This is a genomic window from Bacillus paralicheniformis (assembly GCF_002993925.1).
GTDB lineage: Bacteria > Bacillota > Bacilli > Bacillales > Bacillaceae > Bacillus > Bacillus paralicheniformis.
Window position 1 is genome coordinate 4,170,344 of the sequence record NZ_CP023665.1, and the last position, 25,436, is coordinate 4,195,779.

At 46.1% G+C, this 25,436-nt stretch carries 21 protein-coding genes and 1 riboswitch; of the genes, 8 read left to right on the forward strand and 13 right to left on the reverse strand.

What is annotated here, in order from left to right; genetic code table 11:
- Window positions 1-2: 2 nt before the first annotated feature.
- On the reverse strand, window positions 3-2,261 hold the full coding sequence (locus CP943_RS21305) for a glycosyltransferase (protein ID WP_105981305.1): 2,259 nt from the start codon (window positions 2,259-2,261) through the stop codon (window positions 3-5).
- Between the two features lie 605 nt (window positions 2,262-2,866).
- Here CP943_RS21305 and CP943_RS21310 point away from each other — a divergent pair.
- Complete coding sequence (locus CP943_RS21310) at window positions 2,867-4,219, forward strand: citrate/malate transporter CimH (protein WP_020453456.1); 1,353 nt, start codon at window positions 2,867-2,869, stop codon at window positions 4,217-4,219.
- A 250-nt stretch (window positions 4,220-4,469) separates the two neighbouring features.
- Here the strand turns inward: CP943_RS21310 and CP943_RS21320 are convergent, their stop codons facing one another.
- From CP943_RS21320 to CP943_RS21345, 6 genes are all read right to left on the reverse strand, one after another.
- Window positions 4,470-5,330, reverse strand: a complete 861-nt coding sequence (locus CP943_RS21320) for a glycerophosphodiester phosphodiesterase (protein ID WP_095291329.1) — start codon at window positions 5,328-5,330, stop codon at window positions 4,470-4,472.
- 142 nt (window positions 5,331-5,472) lie between these two features.
- Window positions 5,473-5,742 (reverse strand): excalibur calcium-binding domain-containing protein, encoded by a 270-nt coding sequence (locus CP943_RS21325; protein ID WP_020453458.1) that lies wholly within the window; start codon window positions 5,740-5,742, stop codon window positions 5,473-5,475.
- Window positions 5,743-5,886: 144 nt separating this feature from the next.
- Window positions 5,887-6,534 (reverse strand): hypothetical protein, encoded by a 648-nt coding sequence (locus CP943_RS21330; RefSeq protein ID WP_020453459.1) that lies wholly within the window; start codon window positions 6,532-6,534, stop codon window positions 5,887-5,889.
- Window positions 6,535-6,664: 130 nt separating this feature from the next.
- Window positions 6,665-8,584 carry a lipoteichoic acid synthase gene (locus tag CP943_RS21335; protein ID WP_023856932.1) on the reverse strand — a complete coding sequence of 640 codons (1,920 nt, stop codon included), beginning with the start codon at window positions 8,582-8,584 and terminating at the stop codon, window positions 6,665-6,667.
- A gap of 272 nt (window positions 8,585-8,856) precedes the next feature.
- Entirely contained in the window at window positions 8,857-9,414 is a 558-nt protein-coding gene (locus CP943_RS21340; protein ID WP_105981306.1) for a YfjD family protein, read from the reverse strand.
- A 204-nt stretch (window positions 9,415-9,618) separates the two neighbouring features.
- The gene (locus CP943_RS21345) at window positions 9,619-10,455 is read right to left on the reverse strand and encodes a YitT family protein (protein WP_020453462.1); all 837 of its coding nucleotides are present in this window, start codon (window positions 10,453-10,455) and stop codon (window positions 9,619-9,621) included.
- 86 nt (window positions 10,456-10,541) lie between these two features.
- A riboswitch (guanidine-I (ykkC/yxkD leader) is annotated at window positions 10,542-10,648 on the reverse strand.
- Between the two features lie 169 nt (window positions 10,649-10,817).
- Here CP943_RS21345 and argR point away from each other — a divergent pair.
- The 6 genes from argR to CP943_RS21385 all read left to right on the forward strand — a co-directional run bounded on the left by argR (window position 10,818) and on the right by CP943_RS21385 (window position 17,015).
- Window positions 10,818-11,258 (forward strand): arginine repressor, encoded by a 441-nt coding sequence (gene argR, locus CP943_RS21355; protein WP_020453463.1) that lies wholly within the window; start codon window positions 10,818-10,820, stop codon window positions 11,256-11,258.
- Window positions 11,259-11,523: 265 nt separating this feature from the next.
- The gene (gene arcA, locus CP943_RS21365; RefSeq protein WP_023856930.1) at window positions 11,524-12,759 is read left to right on the forward strand and encodes an arginine deiminase; all 1,236 of its coding nucleotides are present in this window, start codon (window positions 11,524-11,526) and stop codon (window positions 12,757-12,759) included.
- A gap of 29 nt (window positions 12,760-12,788) precedes the next feature.
- Window positions 12,789-13,796, forward strand: coding sequence for an ornithine carbamoyltransferase (gene argF / locus CP943_RS21370; RefSeq protein WP_020453465.1), 1,008 nt, complete (start codon window positions 12,789-12,791; stop codon window positions 13,794-13,796).
- 53 nt (window positions 13,797-13,849) lie between these two features.
- The gene (arcD, locus tag CP943_RS21375; RefSeq protein WP_020453466.1) at window positions 13,850-15,256 is read left to right on the forward strand and encodes an arginine-ornithine antiporter; all 1,407 of its coding nucleotides are present in this window, start codon (window positions 13,850-13,852) and stop codon (window positions 15,254-15,256) included.
- Between the two features lie 21 nt (window positions 15,257-15,277).
- Window positions 15,278-16,228, forward strand: a complete 951-nt coding sequence (gene arcC / locus CP943_RS21380; RefSeq protein ID WP_020453467.1) for a carbamate kinase — start codon at window positions 15,278-15,280, stop codon at window positions 16,226-16,228.
- Between the two features lie 109 nt (window positions 16,229-16,337).
- Window positions 16,338-17,015: a Crp/Fnr family transcriptional regulator gene (locus CP943_RS21385; protein WP_020453468.1), complete on the forward strand. Its 678-nt coding sequence runs from the start codon at window positions 16,338-16,340 to the stop codon at window positions 17,013-17,015.
- A gap of 54 nt (window positions 17,016-17,069) precedes the next feature.
- Here CP943_RS21385 and CP943_RS21390 read toward each other — a convergent pair whose 3' ends face one another.
- The 5 genes from CP943_RS21390 to CP943_RS21410 all read right to left on the reverse strand — a co-directional run bounded on the left by CP943_RS21390 (window position 17,070) and on the right by CP943_RS21410 (window position 22,446).
- A complete protein-coding gene (locus CP943_RS21390; protein WP_023856929.1) occupies window positions 17,070-18,506 on the reverse strand; it encodes a glycoside hydrolase family 1 protein in 1,437 nt (478 codons plus the stop codon).
- A gap of 23 nt (window positions 18,507-18,529) precedes the next feature.
- Window positions 18,530-19,849 (reverse strand): PTS sugar transporter subunit IIC, encoded by a 1,320-nt coding sequence (locus CP943_RS21395; RefSeq protein WP_105981307.1) that lies wholly within the window; start codon window positions 19,847-19,849, stop codon window positions 18,530-18,532.
- 157 nt (window positions 19,850-20,006) lie between these two features.
- A complete protein-coding gene (locus tag CP943_RS21400) occupies window positions 20,007-21,398 on the reverse strand; it encodes a DUF4179 domain-containing protein (RefSeq protein WP_105981308.1) in 1,392 nt (463 codons plus the stop codon).
- Window positions 21,368-21,937 carry a sigma-70 family RNA polymerase sigma factor gene (locus CP943_RS21405; protein ID WP_025810570.1) on the reverse strand — a complete coding sequence of 190 codons (570 nt, stop codon included), beginning with the start codon at window positions 21,935-21,937 and terminating at the stop codon, window positions 21,368-21,370. The genes CP943_RS21400 and CP943_RS21405 overlap by 31 nt, the downstream gene beginning before the upstream one ends.
- A gap of 95 nt (window positions 21,938-22,032) precedes the next feature.
- A complete protein-coding gene (locus CP943_RS21410) occupies window positions 22,033-22,446 on the reverse strand; it encodes a hypothetical protein (protein ID WP_025810569.1) in 414 nt (137 codons plus the stop codon).
- Window positions 22,447-22,585: 139 nt separating this feature from the next.
- On the opposite strand from CP943_RS21410, the gene pepT reads away from it, so the two are divergent.
- A complete protein-coding gene (gene pepT, locus CP943_RS21415) occupies window positions 22,586-23,818 on the forward strand; it encodes a peptidase T (protein ID WP_026580333.1) in 1,233 nt (410 codons plus the stop codon).
- A gap of 138 nt (window positions 23,819-23,956) precedes the next feature.
- Here the strand turns inward: pepT and CP943_RS21425 are convergent, their stop codons facing one another.
- Entirely contained in the window at window positions 23,957-25,435 is a 1,479-nt protein-coding gene (locus CP943_RS21425) for a glycoside hydrolase family 32 protein (RefSeq protein ID WP_026580334.1), read from the reverse strand.
- Window position 25,436: the final 1 nt, after the last annotated feature.

Below are 25,436 nucleotides of genomic sequence, written 5' to 3' on the forward strand. Positions count from 1 at the left end.
GCTTATGCTACCGGGTCTCCTATGGATTGTGCCGCATTTCCATCTATAAATTTCAATCCCGCTGTGTACCGCTTCTTCCGCTTCTTTATCCAGCAGACGAGCGCCAACCGCTGATCCAGATCCTTCTCATTGATAGAAACTAACACATGTTCATTCATCTCAAGCGGGACGCCGGATTCAATCTGACAGCCTGACAAGCTGATGTCCTTAATCATGATCTCGTGGGCGCCTTTCTCTGCATCATCGGGAAACAGCAGTGTTCCCAGACCTTGAAAGGCCTCGCGGACGTGTTTTCTCTTGTATGCATCCGGGCTTTTTTCTGTTTTCATGAAAAATCGCAGCACTGTTGACAACGTATCAGCCCGCTTTTCCCGGTCGGCCTTTTTTTCATTTTCTTCATCAAACATAAAACCGATCAGTTTCACATACAGTTCCTTGTCCATCTCTTTGAAGTGCAGCCCGATTTCAATGTCTGCCTCGTCTTTTGTCGTCCACATCACCCGAGCCGGCACTTTTCCGACCGCATCTATGATCAGACCGTCCACATGATAGTACATGTGCAAATCAGCCTGATAAGGCAGCCTGATACGCGCGCCCGTGTCGCTCACATCGATCAGTTCGCATTCGTGCTCATCGCCAGAAACGGTGGAAAAAGCCGCCGGCTTGTTGACTGTGAACCGTTCAGAGCTTCGAAATCTCGGCCTGTCAAAGGCAACGAGCAGCGCAAGTATGAGTCCCGTCATATTATAGAGAACCCAAAATAAATGATACGATGTGACGTTCATATCAAAAGTATGCAGAAACCAAAGTTCATAAAGAATTTTCCCGAGAGCAAACAGCGTCATTGCAAGCAGAATCGCACACGGCAGCGCCGTCGTATATTTGAATTTTCGCCGATCTGTGTTGACGCCCTTCGGTGTGACTTTAAAATCAAACCGCTTTTTAAAAATGAATTCCGACAAAGCCGATATCGCCATGTGCGGCGCCATCGATGTATCGTAAATATGACTCCAGCTCATGCTGCGCTGCCGGTCCGAAACGGCTTTAAATGAAAGGTAAGAACCTAAAAACGCAGGCAGCCAAAACGAGGTGATCGACCACAAATCGGTCTTTAAGCTATGTATGCCAAACAGCAAAAACAAGAGCGGCGCCAGGATGTAAACCATCTTAAAAACGCCGAAAAACCAAAAGAGAATACCGTCAAAATAAAGAATGCGCTGCATTGGTGTAAGACCTTTTAAGAAAAGCGGATTCCACTTCTTTCCGCACTGAATGTTTCCCCTGCACCAGCGGTCGCGCTGCTTCAAAAGATCCGTCCACGTTTCCGGCGAGAGACCGACGGCAAGCACTTCCTTGACGAAAACAGATTTAAATTTCGTTTGCAAAAGCATTCCCGTTGCCATATCCTCCGTAATCACGCCTGTCGCAAAACCGCCGATTTCCTCCAAAGCGGTTCTTCTGAAAACCGTATTGCTGCCGACGTACATGACGGCATTAAAACGGTCTTTCCCGGCCTGGAGCCTGCGCATAAAAAAGTCCTGCTCATTCGGAATGTTCGCACCGGAAAATAAGTTGTACTGATAAGGATCTTCATTATAGAAGGCCTGCGGCGTTTGAACAAAAGCCACTTTTTCCTTCTTAAAATAGCCGACAGTTTTCTGCAAAAATGAAGGGAGCGGAACCATATCGGCATCCATCGTCACAATCAGTTCCCCGTTCGAGCAGCTCATCGCATGGTTTAAATTCCCCGCTTTTGCATGCTCATTGTTTGGCCTTGTAACGTAATGAACGCCAAGTTCCTCAGCCAGTTTTTGAATATCCGTCCGCCTTCCGTCATCACACAAATAAATGTTGACAAGCTCTTTTGGATAGTCGAGGCTCAGACAGCCTGCCACAGACTTTTTCAGCACATGGCGCTCCTCGTTATAAGTTGCAATGAGAATATCAACGCTCGGCCAATGGTCTTGATCGCCCAGCGTTTCCGGCTCCCGCTTCCTTTCCTTCCATACTAGCGTATAAAAGATCAAGAGCTGTAAAAAGCCGATACATTCAGTTGCAATCAGGATCACGCCCATCACGATGTCGGCAGGGCGAGAGACAGGCAGTGTATAGCCGAACCGCCAAACAATATACACGCCGTTCGTCATAAGACACAATATGATTAAAAATTTCTTGAAACGCGGATTCATCCAAGATCCCAAAAAACCGATGAGAATAAGGGCAATCATTGCGACGGGATAGCAGTGTAAGATAAATTCCATTTTCTTCTCCTTATGTGCTGATAAAAAACCCTTCGGGAAGGGTTTCTCTAAAATTTCCCTCCATTTCATTCTTTTGCACTCGAATATATTACCACCTTTAGACCTAAATTTCCTTAAAAATAATAAAAAAACATATCTAATTGTCTTTTAAACGCGAAAAATATAAGACTATAGACTCTCTTCCAAAAAATCCATAAGGCTCACGTTGATAACCCTTCACATATATGCCACCTCAAGATTGAATCTTTTGTCGCAGACGTCCTCTGTCTCTTCGGAGACGGGAGCTGAATGTATCAACGGTTCACACAGGAAAAAAGGTCTCTGCTCCTAAATGTTTGATTTATTTTTGACGGATTGACAGCTTTTTTGTGTCGATTTTGATTCCAGTAAAAGGAGATTCGGGAATTACCGCATCAAAAAAAGCCTGCACAAGGCCATTAAACAGTGTCCAGACACGTCTTTAACCAAATGGACCCGCTCTAGATCATCATGTGAAAACAGCTAGGTCTTCCTGCACGGTTGTCTGAATTTTGATTTTTTTAGTATACTTAATTTAGTTAAATAACTCAGAGCAAAGGGATAACAAAAAGGATGGGGGAAAGAAAATGGAAGCAAAACCAAAGGTACAACATATACCGATTCAAACAACGAAAGAACCGGATGAAAATTTTTTTGCAAGAGCAATGAATGTTAAAATCGGCATCATTCCGCTGCCCGTGTACTTGCTGCTCTTCGCTTTGATTGTGACGTTTGTCTATATGCACGATCTGAAAAGCGACATTTTAACAGCTATTGCAGTTACGGGCTTTTTCGGATTCACCTTCGCCCAAATCGGAAAGTCGCTGCCGCTTCTTCGTTCTGTCGGCGGTGCCGCTATACTTGCGACATTTATTCCTTCAGCTATCGTCTATTACCATCTCATTCCCGATGACATTATCAAATCAACAACTGAATTTACAGAAAACTCAAACTTTCTTTATTTGTTTATTTCAGCCATTGTAGTGGGAAGCATTTTAGGGATGAAAAGAGAAACGCTGGTCAGGGCGTTCATTAAAATTTTCATTCCGCTGATCGCAGGGACAATTGCCGCAGCGGCAGTCGGTCTGACAGTTGGTACAATGCTCGGCCTCGGATTTCAGCATACGCTGCTGTACATTGTGATTCCGATCATGGCCGGAGGGGTTGGCGAGGGAGCCATTCCGCTGTCCATCGGCTATTCGGAAATCATGCACATGTCACAAGGAGAAGCTTTTGCACTTGTCATTCCTTCCATTATGTTCGGAAGCTTAAGCGCTGTCATTTTGTCCGGGGTTTTAAATGTAATGGGGAAGAAAAAGCCTGAATGGACAGGCAACGGAAAAGTCGACCGTTTCGAAAGTGGGGACGCACTGCCGCTTGAAAGCCGCGACAAAGACAAAGAAAGCGTTTTTAACCTTTCCCACTTTGCATCGGGAGGCATTCTTGCCGTCTCATTATATTTGGTCGGTATGCTTTCACATGACTTGTTCGGATTTCCAGCACCCGTCATGATGCTTCTCTTGGCTGTTGCCGTGAAACTGTTTCGTTTGGCTCCGGCGAATTTGGAAAACGGCGCCTACGGCGTGTCACGTTTCTTTTCAACTGCTGTGACATATCCGCTGCTTTTTGCCATTGGCGTCTCCATGACACCGTGGGACAAGCTGATCGCTGCTTTTAATATTGCCAATATTATTACGATCGTATCTGTCGTGATCACGATGATAGCCGTCGGCTTTTTTACAGGAAAGTGGCTGAACATGTACCCGATCGAAACCGCGATTATCAATGCCTGCCATTCAGGTCAGGGCGGAACGGGGGACATCGCCATTCTCAGCGCCGCCGAGCGCCTCGAGCTCATGCCGTTTGCTCAGGTATCCACAAGAATCGGCGGAGCGATAACCGTTACACTGACATTGCTGCTGTTAGCCCAGTTTTATTGATGAATGAAAAAGCCTGCAGAGCAAACTGCAGGCTTCAGATTGTTGACAAAATCCCAAAACGGCTTTTTGTTTTGGGATTTTGTCATCTTTTCAGCGTGATTGAAAACCTTTGCAGTCTAGGAAGGCCGAGCATCGGAGCGGAGCGAATGTTGGAATTCGTGAGCACCGACGCGCAGGCCTGACAACGAATGCGAGGGTTTGTCGACACGCTGAAGCCTGCAGAGCAAACTGCAGGCTTTCTGTTTAGTATCTAGCGTACTTTTTTCGGAACATAGTCGGGAAAGTCTGTCACAATCCCGTCCACGCCAGCCTTTAAAAGCGGAGGCACTTCATCGCGGGAGCGGACGGTCCATGGCGTAATTTTCATGCCGAACGCATGGATTCTCGGCACAAGTGTAGGATCAGCGGCCACATTTTTTAAGTTGGCGTTCACATATTTGGCATAGCCGGAAAATGCCTTGAGCTTTGCATCTGTTAAGTCCGCTGTTTTTGACGTTAAGACACCTGTCGGCATTGATGGGAGCAGCTGATGAATTTTGTATACAGAGTTGAAATCAAACGATTGTACAATGATTTTTCCGTTTTTAGGCTTATCCATTCTCCGCTCTTTCAATGCCGCTGATACTTTTTCTTCGATTCCCGGATAGCGTGCAGGTTCTTTCAATTCGATCAGCATTCCGATCTTTCCTTTATACCGGTCAAGCACTTCTTCAAATGTCGGAATGCGTTCCCCGGCGAACTGCGGCCCGAAGTAGCTGCCAGCATCAAGCTTGCGCAGCTCGGCAAGCGTCAAGTCCTTTACGGCGACCGGCAGCACTGAGCCGATGTCTGTCGTACGGTTTACAGTTGTATCATGAATGACGACAAGCTCCCCGTCCTTGGACATTTGAACATCCAGCTCGATATAATCCGCTTTCATCTGATGCGCCTTTTCAAAGGCAGCCATCGTGTTTTCCGGCGCATATCCAGAAGCACCTCTGTGCGCAATGACAGCCACTTTTTTAGGCTTCGCCGCCGGCTCTTGCGCTCCCGCGTCCGTTGCAAACAGTGCTGACCCGATAGAAACCCCGATCAATGAAGATAACATCAATTTCTTTAATAAAGCTGACACATCATCCACTCCCCTTTTGCTCTTCTCTTGCCAAAGTATAGGTTCGCACTGTTAAGATTATGTTTCAGCAGTCTTTAATTTTCATAAATTTCCTGATAAACAAAAAAAGACCCCCTCAGCAAGAGATCTTTTTTTGGATATATCAGCGCTCACAGGCAATTTTGTCTTTATCGCGGTCCAGCTTTTTATTGGCGTCATAAAGCGCTTTTGAAACATACGGCTTGTACTTCGTTTTTCCGCCTTTGTTTTTGACCGACTTCGAACGTGCGACGCCGCCTTTATAGTCTTTATTTAAAGCTTTGCAGTTTTTGTACGTTTTTACCTTCGTTTTTGCTTCTGCCACATCGCCGGCACCCCAGGAAAAACCGATGATAAGACCGGCAGACAAAAGACCCGCTGCTATTTTTTTCATCCCGTTTGACCCCTTTCGTCTAATTCTTATGTATCTTTTACCATAATAAAATATTTTTCTTATTCACTCAAGAAAAATATGACATTTTATTGAATAAAAAGTATGTATTGGACAAAGGACTTTTCACACAAAAAACCGGCCGCGTTATGCGCCGGCTTCATCAACATATTGATGTTCACAAGTCTTTTTCAAAACAGCGTGAATCTCATAGGCCAATTCCTTCGGATGGATGCACAGCATGTCTTCCAAAGGACTGTTCCAGTTCCCGTTCTTAATCAATTTCAGCGCATAATGGCCGGCCGGACTGCACTCGGGATACCACTCTATATCGAGGAGGAGGCATTCTTCCTCATGCCGCAGCTTCAAAAGATCCCGTTTGAAATCTGACCGCCAGGCCTTGCTGTCAGGCGCCAATTCATCGGGGTTTGTATCGGTTAATGAGTGATGCACAACCGTCCAACCGGCCGGGATTCTAAGCCTCAGCAAATTGCGGGCGCCGCCAGAGGCGCGAATCCTATCTTCCAACCGTTCGACCAGCTGTTCATACGGCGTATCTGAATCTTCACTGACCAGCGTTTGATCAGCATTTAGCATCCTGATAACGTACTTCAGTTCTCCAGCATATTCAACTTGTACCATTTTACCGGAGGTTTCATTCTCCAAGGTGAAGAGCGTACGGCGGGGATCGCGAATCGGCTTTTGATACAAATGATTTTCTTTCACTGTCCAGCCGGCCGGCACCATTAAAGGATGCAATTTAAAAAAATACTGAGATTTGGTCAACGTTCTCACATCCTCTATCCTTGTTCTGTCCTCTTTCCTATCAATCTATGTGCCGGGCCGGCTTCTTAGAACAACGGCGGACCAGCCTCACAAAAAAACCGCCTGACGCTTCATAAAGCAGTCAGGCGGCTTTTCGTTTTTACTCGCCGGTTTTTTCTTTTCCGTAATGATACGTTGATGGATCAACAGGTTTGAAGTCTGAAATTTCGTGGAACCTTAACAGATCTTTATAGAGTACTTGGTCGGACAGATCCAGCTGTTCGGACACCTGTGATTTGAGGTTTTCCGTTTCCTGGTTGCCTTTGATCTCTTTTCCTGTCTTTGTATCGTATACGGTCGTATCAATCATCGTGTACTTCGGCGTTACATAGTTTCCATTTCTGAAAGCCACGGTTTCGTCGTGGTCTTTAGAAAAGAGGTCTGTACCAAAGTTGATGTATTTTTTGCTGTCAATACCTTGCAGGTGAAGAAGTGTCGGCATGACATCCATTTCGCCGCCATACGTATGATTGACTCCGCCTTTTTTGCCCGGAACGCGGATCATAAGCGGTACGCGCTGATTCATCGCGTTTTGATACGGTGTAATCTCTTTTCCTAATACTTCTTTCATCGCACGGTTGTGGTTCTCTGAGATTCCGTTGTGGTCGCCATAGATGACGATGACGGAATCATCATATAATCCCGATTTTTTCAGCTCTTTAAAGAAATCTTCAAGCGCTTCGTCAAGATAACGCGCCGTCTGGAAATACCCGTCTACCGTTTTGTCTCCCGTCGTTCCCTTTTCAAGGGTGGCATCCTTTTCATCCAAAATGAACGGATAGTGGTTTGTCAGCGAGATTAAATGCGCATAGAACGGCTGTTTCAGCGATTTCAGCTTCGGAATTGATTCTTCAAAGAACGGCTTGTCTTTCAAGCCAAGGTTGACGAGATTCTCCTCTGACATGTCATATGTGCTGGCATCGAAGAATTTGTCATAGCCAATTTGTTTATACACCTGGTCGCGGTTCCAGAATGACTTGTAATCCCCGTGGAGCACGGCGCTTGTGTAGCCTTCTTTTTGGTTCAGAATCGCCGGCAGGGACTGGTACGTATTTTGCCCTTTTGTTACAAACGCGCTGCCTTCAGGCAGTCCGTAAAGGCTGTTGTCCATCATCAATTCGGCATCCGCGGTTTTACCTTGACCGGTCTGATGGAAAAAGTTATCGAAATACATCATGTCATTCTGGCCGTGCGCCAGCTTGTTCAAGAACGGCGTGACTTCTTTTCCGTTCAGCTTATAATCGATCAAAAACGTCTGGAAGCTTTCCAAATGAATCTTGATGATGTTCTTACCTTTTGCTGCGCCGAAATACTCGTCATTCGGTTTTGCATAATGCGAATTTGTATAGTTAATGACGCTCGTCAGGTCGTCGCTGCTCGCATATGCCTTTTGGCTCGCGTTTTGGGCAGCCTGAACACCATCATAGATCATGTAATTGTAAGGCCCCAAATACTTGACGATATAATTTCGGTCAAATGTTCTTGTCAAAAGCTCCGGACGGTCTGTCTCAGCAACTGCAAGGTTGATGAAAAACAGCGCCACTCCGCCGATAACGACAGTTGCAGCCCATCTTTTTTTCAGTTGTGCCGCCTTCAGTTCAGGCAGCTTCACACATAATGCAATCAGAATGATCAAATCGACGAAATAGATAACGTCATGAAATGCCATGATGTCAAAAACGCCATCCGACATGTTGCCGAGGTTTCCGGCTTGTTTTAAGTTTGCAAACGTCAAAAAGTCATCAAAGAAACGGTAAAACAGGATATTTGCATATAAAGCAAACGTCATCACAGCATCAATGATGATGATCCATATCGCCGACCGACGGCCTTTAGCAAACAAAGCCAAACCGAGTGCAGCAATCGTGAAGCTGAATGGGTTGATAAACAGCAGCATGTGCTGCGTAGACCCTTTCACACCCAAATTAAACTCTAAAAAGTAGGAAGCATAGGTTTTAGCCCATACAAAAACAACAGCTAACACAAAAAAGCTTAGCTTATGAGAGAATATTTTTTTCATGATAACCTCTACCTTTTTAAACTTTTTTCAGACCGCTTTCTGTTTCAGTCAATGAAGCGTGAGGAAACGATAATATATCATTCTACTAAAAGTCTCGGCGGTTTTTCAAGCACGTCCACGATGAAAATCCCCCAGCTTCCCTCACTCAAACAGTCCACGTCTGCGTAAAAAAATTCCGCATTTAAGACTACGGCCTCTAATTAAGACGAATGAATTTCCCCAAAGGTTTCAGTTATTTTCATTCATCTCGAAAATTGCTCTTTCCCGGACGATTAAATATCTTTATGAAATTCATTTAAATAAGCTTTTCTTTGCGCTTCTGTGAACCGGCCGATCCAGTCCGCACGCGCTTCCTCCGTCATATAGGGCAGAATGTATAGCTCGACCGCTTTATAAAATGCCGGTTCAGGAAGAATGTTGTACGTCGGAATCCGCACCATGCCGTTCCCGCGCGTCTCTATCAGTATATCCATAAAGAAAATGCCTTTCAGGCTGAAGCGGTGCTGCGCCATTTTAAGGCTTTTAATGTCCTTGAACAATACAGATTTCTTCCCTGAGAACAGCCGCCCGCCTTCTCCCTCGATCATGCTGAAGATGATGTTTCCTTTTTTTGTGAATGCCGGAAATATCATTAGAAAAGTAATCAAACCATAGATGATCCCGAAAAGTCCGACTCCCAGGTAAAGCAATGAATATTTCGATTCGAGTTTTATTGCTTCATAAAAGAGCCACAATCCGACCAATCCGAAACCTGCCGTCCCCGCAAAAGCCCATACTCTAAAGAACATTCGGCTTTTCACATCAATTGGCTTTTTTTCTTCCTGTTCCAAAAATAATAGACCTCCTTTACTTCAGCAAGCGGATTTCTATATTAATGATATTCATGCCACAATCTACCTTACCACAGAAACCGGTTTCTGCATAAAACTTGCAGTGTGAATGATCACGTATTCGTCCAATCAGCAGACGATCTGTCCCTAATCACGACCCGATGAATACAAAAAGGCTCCCGGCCATCTGCCGGCAGCCTTCCCCTATTTTGAAATATCAACAAATCCCTCGCCGAATACATCCCTGACATCGTGGATGATGACAAATGCTTTTTTATCTGTGCTTCTTATAATTTTCTTGAGCATGGACAGCTCTTGTTTGTTAATGACAATGTATAGAATTTCTTTGGAATCGCCCGTATAGTGTCCGCGTCCCGTTAATATCGTGACGCCGCGGTCCATCAAGGTATTGACCTGCGCGGCGATCTCGTTTTTATGCTCAGAAATGATCGTGATCGCTTTTTTCGTGTTGAGCCCTTCGATAATGAAATCCATGACCTTTGTGGCGATGTACAGCATGACAATCGTAAACATCAGCTTTTCAGCACCAATGATAAAGTAGGAACTGAACACGACAACTAAATCGATCATCAGCAAGGCATAGCTGATGTTCCAGTCGAAATATTTATTGGCGATTCTCGCGAGAATCGCAGACCCGGCAGTGGTTCCGCCGACACGAATGATCATGCCGATGCCGACGCCGGCAAATACCCCGGCAAAGATCGTGCTGATGATCACTTCATCAGCCGGTACCGTCCAATCTTCAGTAACATGCAGAAAAAATGAATTGGCCGCCACCGCAATGATGGTATAAATCGTCGTTTTTTTATCCAAAAAGCGATAGCCGATAATCAGAAGAATGCCGTTCAGCACAAAGTTTGTGATGCCCGGAGACCATTCAAAAACGTAGTATAAAATCAGCGTGATCCCCGTGACGCCGCCTTCTCCCAAGTCATTCGGGATGGCGAACAGATTCACGGCTAACGCAAAGAAAAATGCGCCTATAACAATCAGGATCATATCCATTGCTTTCTTTTTCATAAAACTGCATCCCCTTCCTTATTCGTAGTCGATTTCCTGTAAAAAGTAAAAAAGCCCCGGAGAGAAGCTCTTTGATTAAGAGCAAAAACTCCTGGGCTTTTATCCCACCGTGTCATAACGATATCTTCGCTATGTGTTTTCTCTCGGACCAGACCAGCGCGGAACCCACTGCGGAACCCTAGAAAACCACCTTTTCTCTGTTATCAATTTGTCATCTTCAAGCATTATAAGTGAAATTTTGGGGTCTATCAACCCCTTTAACAGACTGAAAGATTTGTTTTTTTGTAAAATAGCTTCCATCTGCCGACGATAAAACCGTCCTATAATAATAGATATACGTGTTTTGCCTGGGAGGCGCTCTTATGAACAAACAAAAACGGCAATGGCTCATCAAGCAAACCATTCTCGAACATCCGGTAGAAAATCAGGAACAGCTGGCATCCCTGCTGGAAAAACGGGGCATCGCCGTTTCGCAGTCTACCATTTCCCGCGATATTAAAGAAATGTATCTTGTGAAACAGCCCGGTGAAAACGGAAAGCTTGTCTACACGACAAATGCTTCCTTATCCATCAACCCTTCCAAAATATTAAAAGATAAAATCTCCGACGTTGTCCTTCATGTGCATCGGACGGACAACTTGATCATTATTAAAACAATGCCCGGCAACGCCCATGCCATCGGCGTCCTTCTTGATAAGCTGGGAAGCCCGGAAATGCTGGGCTGTATATGCGGGAACGATACATGCCTTGTGATTTCCCAATCGCCTGAGGCAGCCCAATCATTTTGTGATCACTTATGCTGATCCGGCCATCCGGATCAGCTTTTTTTCCCTCAAAAAAAATTTTTTCAAAAAATCCCCTTTAAAAATATACACGTTTTATACGTTCTATTCTCTGCTCCTGCAAGGACTCATTTTCGATTTATCATAATTATTCATTTTTGTTTTTGCTTCATCAAAAAACATGTGAAATATATCACGTTTTCGTTGTTATCGCTTTCACATCGCGCTTTTCCTTCCTGTTTTAAGCTGTACATGTAACAAAAAGAGCTTAGGAGGCGGGATGATCATGACAACACCGATACACGTTTACTCTGAAATCGGCCCTTTGAAAACCGTCATGCTGAAGCGGCCCGGTCGGGAACTGGAAAACCTCACACCCGAATATCTGGAAAGGCTTCTCTTTGACGATATTCCCTTTTTGCCAGCGGTGCAAAAAGAGCATGACCAATTTGCAGAAACGTTAAAGAAACAGGGAGTTGAAGTTCTTTATTTAGAAAAGCTGACGGCTGAAGCCCTGGATGACGCTTTCATCCGCGAGCGGTTTATCGATGAGCTGTTAACGGAAAGCAAAGCAGATATCAACGGCGCTTACGACAGACTGAAAGAGTTCTTGCTCACCTTTGACGCCGATTCGATGGTCGAACATGTGATGAGCGGGATTCGAAAAAATGAGCTGGAACGCGAAAAGAAATCGCATCTTCATGAGCTGATGGAAGACCATTATCCATTTTATCTCGATCCGATGCCAAACCTTTACTTCACAAGAGATCCGGCGGCCGCCATCGGAAGCGGACTGACCATCAACAAAATGAAAGAGCCTGCTCGCAGGAGAGAGTCGCTGTTTATGCGCTACATTATCAATCACCACCCGCGTTTTAAAGGGCATGAGATTCCGGTTTGGCTTGACCGTGATTTCAAATTCAATATCGAAGGCGGAGATGAGCTTGTCTTAAATGAAGATACCGTAGCGATCGGGGTATCAGAACGGACAACGGCTCAGGCGATCGAGCGTCTTGTCCGGAACTTATTTCAGCGGCAGAGCCGGATTCGCCGCGTACTGGCCGTCGAAATACCGAAGAGCAGAGCCTTTATGCATTTAGATACCGTCTTCACGATGGTTGACCGAGATCAATTCACGATCCATCCCGCCATCCAGGGGCCTGAAGGAGACATGCGGATCTTCGTTCTTGAGAGAGGGGAAACGGCAGACGACATTCGTACGACTGAAGAACACAATCTGCCGGAAGTGCTAAAAAGAACGCTCGGCCTTTCAGATGTCAACTTGATCTTCTGCGGCGGCGGAGACGAAATCGCTTCAGCCAGAGAGCAGTGGAATGACGGTTCCAATACACTCGCGATCGCTCCTGGTGTCGTCGTCACCTATGACCGGAATTACATTTCTAACGAATGTTTGAGAGAACAGGGCATTAAAGTTATCGAAATCCCGAGCGGGGAGCTTTCAAGAGGACGCGGCGGCCCGCGCTGCATGAGCATGCCGCTCTATCGCGAAGATGTGAAATAGCCAAACCTAAAGAAAAAGGAGAGAGATCCATGAACCAAACGATTGATTTAAAAGGCAGAAGCTACTTAGCTGAAAAAGATTTTTCCGAAGAAGAAATCCTCTATTTGCTCGATCTCGCCCAAAAATTAAAAGAAAAAAAAGCGCAAGGCATCAAGCATCGCTATTTGGAAGGTAAAAACATCGCTTTGCTGTTTGAAAAGCCTTCTACAAGAACGCGCTGCGCTTTCACGACAGCCTGTATCGACCTCGGTGCGCATCCCGAATATTTGGGCAAAGACGACATTCAGCTCGGCAAAAAAGAATCGATCGAAGACACAGCCAAAGTTCTCGGCCGCATGTTCGACGGAATTGAATTCCGCGGATTTGAACATGAAAAAGTGATTTCCCTGGCAGAGCATTCCGGTGTGCCGGTATGGAACGGGCTGACCGATTTATGGCATCCGACGCAGATGCTTGCGGACTTTATGACAGTGAAAGAACATACGGGACGCGTAAAAGGGATCAAACTCACCTATATCGGCGACGGCCGTAACAACGTCGCAAACAGCCTGCTCATCGGCGGCGCCAAAGTCGGCATGGACGTGAGAATCTGCTCGCCTCAAGAGCTGTTCCCTGATCAAGACATCGTTAAAATGGCGGAAGCGTTCGCCGAAGAATCCGGCGGAAAAATCACCGTCACAAGCGATACAGATGAAGCCGTGTCCGGAGCCGACGTTCTGTATACGGACGTCTGGGTATCCATGGGAGAAGAAGACAAGTTCGCTGAAAGGATCAAACTGCTCAAGCCTTATCAAGTGAATATGGATCTCGTCAAGAAAACAGGAAACGATAACGTCATCTTCCTGCACTGTCTGCCTGCCTTCCACGACCTTCATACAACTTACGGACAAAACGTTTACGATCAGCACGGCCTTAAAGAAATGGAAGTGACGGACGAAGTGTTCCGCAGCAAACACTCTAAAGTGTTCGATGAAGCTGAAAACCGCATGCACACAATTAAAGCTGTCATGGCAGCGACACTCGGCGATCTTGACTGACAGGAAAAGGGGCTCATTCCCTTTTCCATTCTAAACCGAATGAGGTGACAAAAATGGCGGAAGAAAAGAAACTTGGGCTGTTTGCACTTATCGCGCTTGTCATCGGATCGATGATCGGCGGGGGCGCCTTCAACCTTGCAAGCGACATGGCTTCAGGAGCGGGGGCGGGAGCCATTTTAATCGGCTGGATCATCACCGGAGTCGGCATGATTGCCCTGGCCTTCTCTTTCCAAAACTTGACCACGAAAAGGCCTGATTTAGACGGCGGTATTTTCACTTATGCGCGGGAAGGATTCGGCCATTTTATGGGGTTTAACAGCGGCTGGGGGTACTGGTTCGCAGCCCTTCTCGGCAATGTCGCATACGGAACGCTGCTGTTCAGCGCAGTCGGATATTTCATCCCTGCGTTTGGAGACGGACAAAACGTCGCATCGATTATCGGTGCAAGCGTAATCCTCTGGTGCGTGCACTTTTTGATCCTGCGCGGGGTACAGTCCGCTGCCATGATCAACTTAATTACGACCATTTCAAAACTGGTACCGATTTTTGCTTTCATTATCGCCATTATCTTTGTGTTTCATCTTGATTTATTTACGAACGATTTCTGGGGAAAAGGGCTGTCGCTCGGTTCCATCGGGACACAGGTCAAGAGCACGATGCTGGTGACCGTCTGGGTGTTTACCGGAATTGAAGGGGCCGTCTTATTCTCAAGCCGTGCCAAAAAATCAAGCGATGTCGGCAAAGCGACTGTCATCGGCTTGATCAGTGTACTTGTGATTTACGTCATGATTACGATGCTGTCGCTCGGCGTCATGAATCAGCAAAACTTAGCCGGGCTTCCGAATCCTTCAATGGCCGCGATCATGGAGCATATCGTCGGCAAATGGGGAGCTGTGCTCATCAACTTGGGATTAATCATTTCCGTATTGGGCGCCTGGCTGGCCTGGACATTATTCGCGGGCGAACTCCCGCTGATCGCGGCGCGCGAAGGGGTCTTCCCGAAATGGTTCGGCAAAGAAAATAAAAACGGCGCGCCGACAAATGCGCTGACTTTGACAAACGCCATTATCCAGCTGTTTTTGCTGACGTTTCTCATTTCGGATGCGGCCTATCAGTTTGCATTCTCCTTGGCTTCCTCGGCCATCTTGATCCCGTATCTGTTTTCCGGGCTTTATCAGCTTAAATACAGCTGGCTGCACAAAGAACCTAACCGGGGAAAGAACCTCATCATCGGGATCATCGCAAGCATTTACGGCGTCTGGCTCGTATATGCCGCAGGACTTGATTACCTGCTTTTGACCATGATTTTATACGCTCCCGGCATTCTCGTATTCCGGGCTGTCCGCAAAGGAAAAGAAGGCCCCGTCTTCAATAAGGCCGAGCTTTTGATTGCCGCCGCGATTCTTGTATTGGCTGTCATCGCCGTGATCAGGCTGGCTGCGGGAAGCATTTCAATTTAACAAAACAGAGGTGATGATCAAATGAAAAAAAGAAAAATTGTCGTCGCACTTGGCGGTAATGCCATCCAAACCGGAGATGCCAGTGCAGAAGCGCAAAAGCGCGCGCTTGAAGAAACCGCCATGTATTTGGCGGATATGATCGACAGCGGCGCCGAATTAATCGTCACGCACGGAAACGGCCCGCAGGTCGGAAACCTGATGATTCAGCAAAAAGAGGCGGATTCCCCGAAAACACCGGCCATGCCGCTTGAAACTTGTGTTTCCATGACCCAGGGAATGATCGGCTATTGGCTGCAAAATGCTCTTGACCGGGCGCTGCATGCGAAAGGGAAAGGCGGACATGCGGCAACCGTCATCACCCGGGTCGCCGTCCGAGGCGATGATGAAGCATTCCGCAACCCGACAAAACCGATCGGTCCGTTTTACAGCGAAGAAGAAGCGAAAGAACTGATGAACAGCCGCAACGGCGGCCTCGTTTTTAAAGAAGACGCCGGAAGAGGCTGGCGCCGGGTCGTACCGTCTCCGGCTCCGGTATCGATCCTTGAACACGATGTTATCAATGATCTTGTCGAACACGGACATATCGTCATTGCGGCCGGCGGCGGAGGCGTTCCCGTCATTGAAAACGGCGATGCCGTCTCCGGTATTGACGCCGTCATCGACAAAGACTTTGCCGCCTGCAAACTGGCGGAACTTGTGCAGGCTGACGAACTGGTCATTCTAACAGGTGTCGACTATGTTGCCGTCGATTATTTAAAGCCGACAGAACGCGCGCTGAAACGCGTCACCACCGAAGAACTGAAAGGTTATATAAAAGAAAAGCAATTTGCAGAAGGAAGCATGCTGCCAAAAGTCAAAGCAGCCATCCAATTTGCCGAAGCCAAAAAAGGCAATAAAACGGTCATCACATCCCTGAAATTAGCCAAAGACGCTCTCCAAGGAAATGCCGGCACGATTGTCGAACAAGCCTAAAAGCAAAAGGAAGGGCTCGGGGAGGGTTCTTCCTTTTGCCAATCGTCAAAAACAAGTAAAATTTAAACTATATAGCCGCAACATAAGAAAATCGATAAGGGTGGTCCATATGAAGAACAAAGACATCGTACATCAACTGAAAAAGTTTCCTCTTCTCGCTTCCCTGAATAAAAGAGATCTGGAAGATATGAAACAGTTTATCTATTGGCGCACTTACCATAAAGGCCAGATATTATTTATGGAAGACGACCCCCGGGAACGAATGTACCTTCTTCTCGACGGCTTTATCAAACTCGAAAAATCAAACGAAGCTGGATCCATGTTTTATACCGACTATGTACGTCCTCATACCCTCTTTCCATTTGGAGGCTTGTTTCGGGATGAGCATTATCACTATGCCGCCGAAGCCTTAACAGATATTGAACTCTACTATATACCCATGAACATCTTCGAAGATCTCGTCCGGGACAACAAAAACCTGCTTTACGATATTCTCAATCATTTATCAGACATTCTTGCCCTCCACGAGGAAAGGCTGAAGCGCATTACACTCTCCCATGCACACGACAGGGTCACACAAGCCATTTACTATTTAACCGAAAGCCTCGGTCAAAAAGAAAGCAATTCAACCGTCATCAACTGTCCGATCACCGCTGCTGAAATTGCCAAAATCTCAGGGACATCCCGCGAAACCGTCAGCGCCGTCCTGAAAAAGCTCCGCTGCGAAGGCGTGATCAGTCAAATGAACAAGCAGATTATGATCAACCGGCCGGAGTATTTTATGTAGATCATATATGAGAAATCATCCCGACGACAAGCGGGATGATTCCCCCCGCCGCCTTTATTTATACCGGAATTCCTCTGTTTCAAACTGTCTGTTTTTGATGATATCCCGATAAAAGCAAGCCGATTTTTTCAGCGCCCTGCTGCGGTTGTCCTCCAATCGGATCTCAACAAGGCCGTAGCGGTTTTTAAAGGCGTTCATCGGAGAGACGTTGTCCGTGAACGCCCAAAGCATATATCCTTTGCAGTTTGCGCCGTCTGCGATCCCTTTCATTGCCTCTCGCAAATGGGCCGAAATAAAATCGATTCTGTAGTCATCCTGAATGACACCTTCTTCATTTTTAAAACGCTCCTCATGTTCGACGCCCATCCCGTTTTCCGCAATCAGCCATTCGATATTTCCGTACTCATGTTTGAGTCTCATCGCCATATCATAGACAATTTGGGGATAGATCTCCCATCCTCTGAATGGGTTCATTTTTCTGCCGGGCAGCTCAAAGTATTCATAGTAATAAGCGGGATGAAATGGCGTTGAGTCATTCCACTGTCTTGACGGAGCTTTTACACGGCGGGGGTAATAAAGGTTAATGCCGGCAAAATCTACTGTATGCTGTTTGATGATGTCAAGCTCCGCCTCATCATGGTCAAACAGAATATCGTGTTTAACCAAGAGCTCTATCAATTCATCGGGGTAGGCGCCTTTGATGCTCGGATCCAAAAAAACCCTGTTAAAAAACAAATCATAGATGCGGGCCGCTTTTTGGTCATGAGGCGCGCTTGATCTCGCATAAGTAACCTCCGGATTCAAAATAACGCCGATTTTGGCGCCTTCCAGGCAATCGGACTTGCGGGCGTGAAAAAGCCTGACGCATTTCGCCGTCGCCAATGCCTTATTAAAATTCCATTGCATCCATTTTTTTGTGTTCTGCTCATATGGATATCGAATTGCATCAAGGAAAATCCGGGTTTGCGGGACAATCGGTTCATTAAAAGTAAACCAATATTTCACCCTGTCTCCATATCGTTCAAATACTTTTTTCGCATATGCCGCAAATAAATCTATGACATGTTTAGACCCCCACCCTCCGTATTTCTCCATTAAAACTGCGGGAATCTCATAATGCTCAAGGCAAATCATCGGTTCCACACCTGATGCAATCAGCTCATTGATGACATCGTCGATATAGCCTGCGTACACTTCGTCAACTTCTGCTGTTTCATAATCAATCAGAAAGCGGGACCAGTTAATCGATGTCCGGTAATGTGTCAAGCCGATCTCTTTCATATGATGAATATCCTCTTTATAGCGGTTATAAAAATCGGTTGCCACAGCCGGTCCGTATCCGTTATGCCATACATGCGGGTCATTCTTGTACCACATATCCAAATAAGAATCCTGTGTCGGCCGCTTCCCGGCCCACCCCTCTGTCTGCCACGCCGACGCTGCTGCGCCGAGAATAAAATCGGCGGGAATCTTCCACGTTTGTCTCGCCATTTTGTTCGCTCCTTTCAACGCCTTTACATGGAAACATTGTTTTCAGAATTTACCGTAAGGCTTCGATTCATCAACATCACAAACGGAAGATAAATAAGGGCAGAGACGATGATGCATACGATTTGTGTGACGACGGCGCCGAGGCTTCCTCCTGTCGACAGCCACACATTGATAATCGGCGGTGTCGTCCACGGCACCATGACAACGGCTTTTCCGGCAAAGCCCGCCGCTGTCGCGATGTAACCGATCGCCCCCGTCACAAGCGGCGTCACAATAAAAGGAATCGCCATTAACGGATTCAGCATGACGGGAACCCCGAAGATCACCGGTTCATTGATATTGAAGATGCCGGGACCAAACGAAATTTTTGTAATGCTGCGCAAATCCTCCCGTTTCCCCGCGATAAAAATCGCGATCAACAGGCCGATCGTGACGCCGGATCCGCCGATGCTCATGTACACATCCCAAAACGGCATCGTAATGATATTCGGAATCGATTCGCCGGCAGCGTATGCATTCATATTGACGGTAATCGAAGCGAGCAGCAAAGGCTCCCTGATCGGCTTCACCATCTGGTTTCCGTGTATGCCGATGACCCAGAAAAACTGTGCGACAAACACTAGCAGCAAAATCCCGGGAAGGCCTTGAATCGCACCCTCAAGCGGTTTTTGCACGACATTGTACACAGCTTCATGAAGGTATACGCCCGTCAGCCGATGAAAAGCAAATCCGAAGCTGGCGATGATCGTGACCGTAATAATCGAAGGAAATAAAGTGCCGAACGAGACAGAGACATTGGCCGGCACGCTGTCCGGCATTTTAATTTTGAGCCGGTCCATGCTCGAAAGCTTGCTGAAGATTTCAACAGACACAATCGAAATAAACATCCCCAAAAACAGCGACTTCGGATCCGTAAATTCCTTGGCCAGCACATTAACCACTTCCTGCATCGAACCGTTCACTTCCAACAGCACCGTCGATGGAATGACAGAGATATAGGACATCAGCGCCATCAAGCCGGGAAAAAATGATTCATGCCCATTCAGCTTCCCGAGCTCAATCCCGATCAAAAACACTGCGCCGATCGTAATAAAGTTCAGCGTCGCATAATTGATCGAGGCCATAATCGGCTCAAGCGCAGACAAGAACCGAAAAGGCTCGAAAACCGCAAGTCCCGTCTCGGGGCTCATCACCATATTCTGCATCAGAACCGCAAACGCCCCGGCAATGATGACCGGCATCAGCGTAACAAACGCCGACTTAATGACCATGATATATTTGAAGCTTGTAATTTTAAAAGCGACCCGCTCAAACATCTCGGTCACCTTCGCCATCCTGCTCATTTACTCTCCCCCTTTTTTTGGTGGTTTGCTTTTACTTTACAATGAAAACGCTTTCTTTTCGGTGCATATTTTTTCCTTTGGGAGAGGAAATTTTTCAGGTTGGGAGGCCATCAAAGCAGACAACCCGCCGTTTCACTGAAACAGCGGGTCATATATTTTACTGTGGCAATTGCACTTTGATCGGCTTGAACGGTGTAGAATAAAATGCGCTTAAATAACCAAACTCGACATCAAGCGAATATTGGTCAAGACTGAAGTTTTTCACTCCAAATTCACCATCTAACGTAAAGTCTGAACGGAATCGAAGTTTTTCAGGATCTAGCACTTTTGTAAAATTACCTTTTACGCTGTGTCCCTCCGGCGCCTCGTCAAAGCCTTTATAAGCCGAATCAACCAGCGACATCGTTTCTAAAAAATTTTGCATGCTGTCCATATCGATCTTAGATTGATCGACATGTTTCAAATGATAGTCGACAGACAGTTTGCTACCGTTTTGTTTCACCTGATCAACGGCAATCTGGAAATCATGACGGTCAGCGCTCAGCACGGCGGGCGTTTTTGTGAGTGGCAGCGTTTTTTCGGAATCGCCCATACTGCTGCTCGCCTCAATCTTGAGGTATTTTGTTCCTTTATTCACTTTTTCAAGGATCAGCCTTTCTTCGTGACGAACCTTGTTTCCTTTCTTTGTACTGTCTGTCGTCCTCTGCCCTCCACTTATATAAGGGATTTCGTTTCCTTTATCATCTGTCACTTTTATAATTGATGTACGATCGTTTGGATGTTCCTCTGAATTGGATACTTCATAGTCGATGACAGTCGATTCTTTTCCGAGAATTACTGTTTTTACGGCGAGCTTATGGCCATCAGCCGATTGTGTATTGTTTTTAGTTACGTGGAGCGTTTTATACGGCAGTTTATCAACCGGAATGTCGAACTTCCATTTCCCTCTGATTCCGTTAATATCTGTGATCGTAACCGGGAGTGTCAGTTTATCGGGAATATGTTTGTCTGGATAGCCCATTTGAATGTAGCCGGTATAGCCATCCTCTGTTTTCTTTATGTCTCCTTGAGAAGCGATCGCCCATTTGCGCTCGCCATTAAATAATGTGAAATGAATCATTCTCGCTCCATCATCCAAATCTTTTCTTGTATCACTTTTCACCTTAAACGTCATACCGATGATTCCGCCGTCAAAATAAACGCTTGTCGCCGTCACGTCTATGTTGTTGCTGGACGCTTTCTCGTTCAGTTCAGTGACAAGCTGGCCCGCCACCAAGTTTTGACCGACATAGTCATGGAATTGTTGATACGCTTTCCCAAACAGCGGGACGTCAGCCAACACGCTTTGCATCGCTGGGGAAACGAAGCCGCTGCCGAGAAGGAGCACAGCGGCCGCGCCTGAAACAAAAATGGTTCGTTTCACGGCGTGCTTCGGCCGAAACCTTTTTTCCCGCTTGGCCCGATTGATGCCTTTATCGATTGATTCGCGGATTTCTTTTGTAGGAACATTGATCTTGTTTACTTCGTTTTTGAACCATTGTTTGTCCATGCGTCTTCTCCCCCAGTCAGTAGTTGTTTTAATTCAAGCTTCGCTCTTTTCAAATAGGTCTTAACGGTTCCTTCGGGAGCATTCATCACCTCGGCGATATCATGTATCGGCAGGTCGTGATAATAAAATAGAATGATGGCGGTTTGATATTCTTTTCGCAACCGCTGAACGGCTTCAAGCATCCCCATTCTGTCGTCCGCATCCATCTCCTGCTCCTGGCCTTCATCCTGCAGCGGCCTGTCCATTAAAACCACTTTCTTTTTCTTGTCTAATAAGGCATATGCATGATGAATGAGGATTTTCGTCAGCCATGTCAAAAAGTATTCGGGATTCCTCAGCTGGGCAATCGATAAAAATGCCTTGTACGCCGTCTCCTGAACGATATCTAACGCGTCCTCCTTATCTCGCACATATATGTAAGCTGTTCTGTAAAGCTGATCGCTGTGCTTTTGAAACAGCGTTTCAAAAGCTTTGGCATTGCCTGCGACAGCTTTCTTAACTAATCTGATTTGCTTCACTGTTGCGCCTCCTTCAAACATTAGAGAAGAGAATGGATGAGAAAAGTTTCAAAAGGACGGAATTTTTTCTCTGCATTAAAAAAATCCGCTATTTCATCGAAAATAGCGGATTCTATTTACTTCTTTGTCAGCGTCACTTTAGAAGTTCCGGTTTGGCCGTGCGGTTCCTGTTCATATTTAAGCTCTTCCCTCAGTTCATTCATACTTGATCGTTTGATTCGATAGACGGCTTCAAGCCGAACCAAATATTCGGCCCTTGTTTTGAAAGCATGAATGATTGAGATGATCCAAACGATAAGCAAGGCTTTCATAGCCAAATCGAAAAGGAACGTTCTGGCTGTAAAAGCAGCGAATAAAACAGCCACTGCATATCCGATCCCGGCAAATAACCATTTTCTTTGTTTCGTTCGCGCTGCGATATAAATAAATGCAAACCAGCTTAAAAATCCAAAAGGAACCCATGTGAACACAAGCCAGAAAGAATGTGCAAACTCCCATTTTGTTCCTTCATTTGTATAACCTTTAGCCATTGTGATACTCCCTTACAATTGTGATGATCCTTTAGAACTATATTATACTAAATTTTCCTATACAGGAATAAAAGTTTTCGATTCGCCCGCCATGAATGATAAGATAAACATAAAACCAACAATTGGAGATGAAGGAAACATGAAGAACAAACTGATTGAACGTCTCATTTCTTATGCGAAAGTGGATACGCAGTCAAATGAAAACAGTCAGACGACGCCTTCCACTCCCGGGCAGCTGACGCTTGCCAATATGCTTGTTGAAGAGCTGAAAGAGATCGGCATGAAGGACGTCACAATCGATGAAAACGGCTATGTGATGGCGACGCTTCCTTCGAATACGGAAAAAGAGGTGCCGACGATCGGCTTCCTGGCTCATGTGGATACAGCAACAGATTTTACCGGAAAGAACGTCAATCCGCAGGTTATCGAACAATACGACGGAAAGGACATTGTGCTGAATGAATCTCTCAATGTCGTCTTATCGCCCAAGGAATTTCCCGAGCTTGCAGATTATGCGGGACATACATTGATCACTACCGACGGAACGACTTTGCTCGGCGCCGATAATAAAGCGGGAATCTCTGAAATCATGACGGCAATCGAATATTTAATTGCGCACCCCGAAATCAAACACGGGAAGATCAGAGTCGCTTTTACGCCTGATGAAGAGATCGGCAGAGGGCCCCACAAGTTTGACGTAGAGGCGTTCAACGCCACATTCGCGTATACGGTTGACGGCGGACCGCTCGGCGAACTGCAGTACGAAAGCTTCAATGCTGCAGCCGCGAAAATCACTTGTAAAGGAACGAACGTCCACCCCGGCACAGCAAAAGGAAAAATGGTCAATGCCGCCAAAATCGCGATGCAGTTTCACGCCGGACTTCCGGAAAACGAAGCTCCTGAATTTACAGAAGGTTATGAAGGCTTCTACCATCTGCTTTCGATCAAGGGCGATGTCTCTGAAACCACTCTCTCCTATATCATCAGGGATTTTGACAGAGACCGATTTAACGAGAGAAAAGAAACCGTCCAAAAAATTGCAAACGACCTTAAAGCCAAATACGGCGAAAACAGCATCACAGTAGACATGAATGATCAATATTACAACATGAGGGAAAAAATCGAACCGGTCAAAGAGATTGTCGACATTGCCTATGAAGCGATGAAAAATCTGGACATCGAGCCGGTTGTGAAACCGATCCGCGGCGGTACAGACGGCTCCCAGCTCTCATACATGGGGCTTCCTTGTCCGAACATTTTTACAGGCGGGGAAAACTTTCACGGAAAATACGAGTATATTTCCGCCGACAATATGGTAAAAGCCGCGAATGTCATCGTGGAAATTGTGAAGCTGTTTGAAGAAAGAGCGTAATATGAAAAAAAGCGGAAAGCGGCTGCAAGACACGACAGCCGCTTTTTTGTCAGATCAATCTTTATCTGCGCTTTGCCGATATAAGAACATGTTTCGGGTTAAAGCCGATTAACGTCTCACCGATGCAAAAAATTCTGCTCATTCGGCTTCATCGCCTTTCCAAATATCTTTCAACGTCCAGTAAGTGAACTCTTCGACCCGTACATTGCCTTTCTCAGAAAACAGCTCAATCCCGGCTCTTCCTTCTTTGGGATATATGCGGCTGGTCATTGTCGCTTCACCATGGTTTGCAAATACTTCAATAGACGATCTGTCAAGAAACAGATGCAAGGTGAGCTTCTCCTCCGCTTCAAGCCGTACATTTCTCACACCGTCCCGCGCTTTGCCGGACTTTGAACAGTCGAGCGTCAGCTTTTGATCAACCAAGCTGTACTGGATGATTGTCTCTTCCTGTTCAATCCCCCGAATCTTTAAGCCAACCGTTTCGGCACTGCAAATTGTCAAATCAAAAACGGCCACCACTTCAAGAAGCTTTTCGGCTGTCTTTATTAAATAGCTGCCGGAAATCGATTGATTGGCACATTCATGATGTTCCGATTCACGAAGTAATTGAGTCTCCTCAACCGGATTCATTAAAATTTTGTGATCATCCTTCAACGTCAATTCACGCGGCAAAGTTAAAGCCCCGCACCATCCGTCCGCTTTCGTCGGCATCTCTGACTCCCACATATCCATCCAGCCAATCGCAATTCTGCGCCCTTTGTCATCCAACAAAGTTTGCACGGCATAAAAGTCATGGCCATGGTCCAATTCCTTAAAGGAGCCATGTACAAACTCATTCGTGCCTTCATCATAATCTCCAATCAAATAGCCTGTTTGATACAGATTCTGATATGAATCACCATCCGCCTCTATACCCTGAGGAGAAATCAGCAAAATGTGTTTGCCGTCTAATTCAAAGAAATCCGGACATTCCCACATAAAGCCGAGATTCCCGTCGCTTTGGGCGAGGACGCCTGCATATTCCCAATCTACAAAGTTAGGCGAGCGATATAAAATGACCCGACCGACATTTTCTTTTGAGGCGTTTCCGATCACCATATACCAGGTCTCACCATGCCTCCATACTTTCGGATCGCGAAAGTGGCGGGAGCTGTCTTCCGGCGGCTCTGCGATGACAGGGTTTTCTTTCAGTTTTTCAAAGGTGATACCATCTTTGCTGACTGCTATATTCTGATTTTGATAGAAATCGTCTTTCTCTTCATCTATCATATTGTGCCCTGTATAGATTAAAGCAAGGTCGCCGTTATATTCGACTGCGCTTCCTGAGAAGCAGCCGCTCTCATCAAATGCATCGCCAGGGGCTAAAGCGATCGGCAAGTGTTCCCAGTGAATAAGATCCCTGCTCTTCAAATGGCCCCAATGCATCGGCCCCCAATTCTCATCATACGGATGATGTTGATAAAAGACATGATACTCCCCTTTATATTGAATCAGTCCGTTTGGATCATTTATCCAGTTTGCCCGGGGCATCATGTGATAGCCCATTCGGTATCGGTGATTCACTTTTTTTCCGGCTTTCTTCAATGCTTCTTCTGCCTGGTGAATTCTATTCATC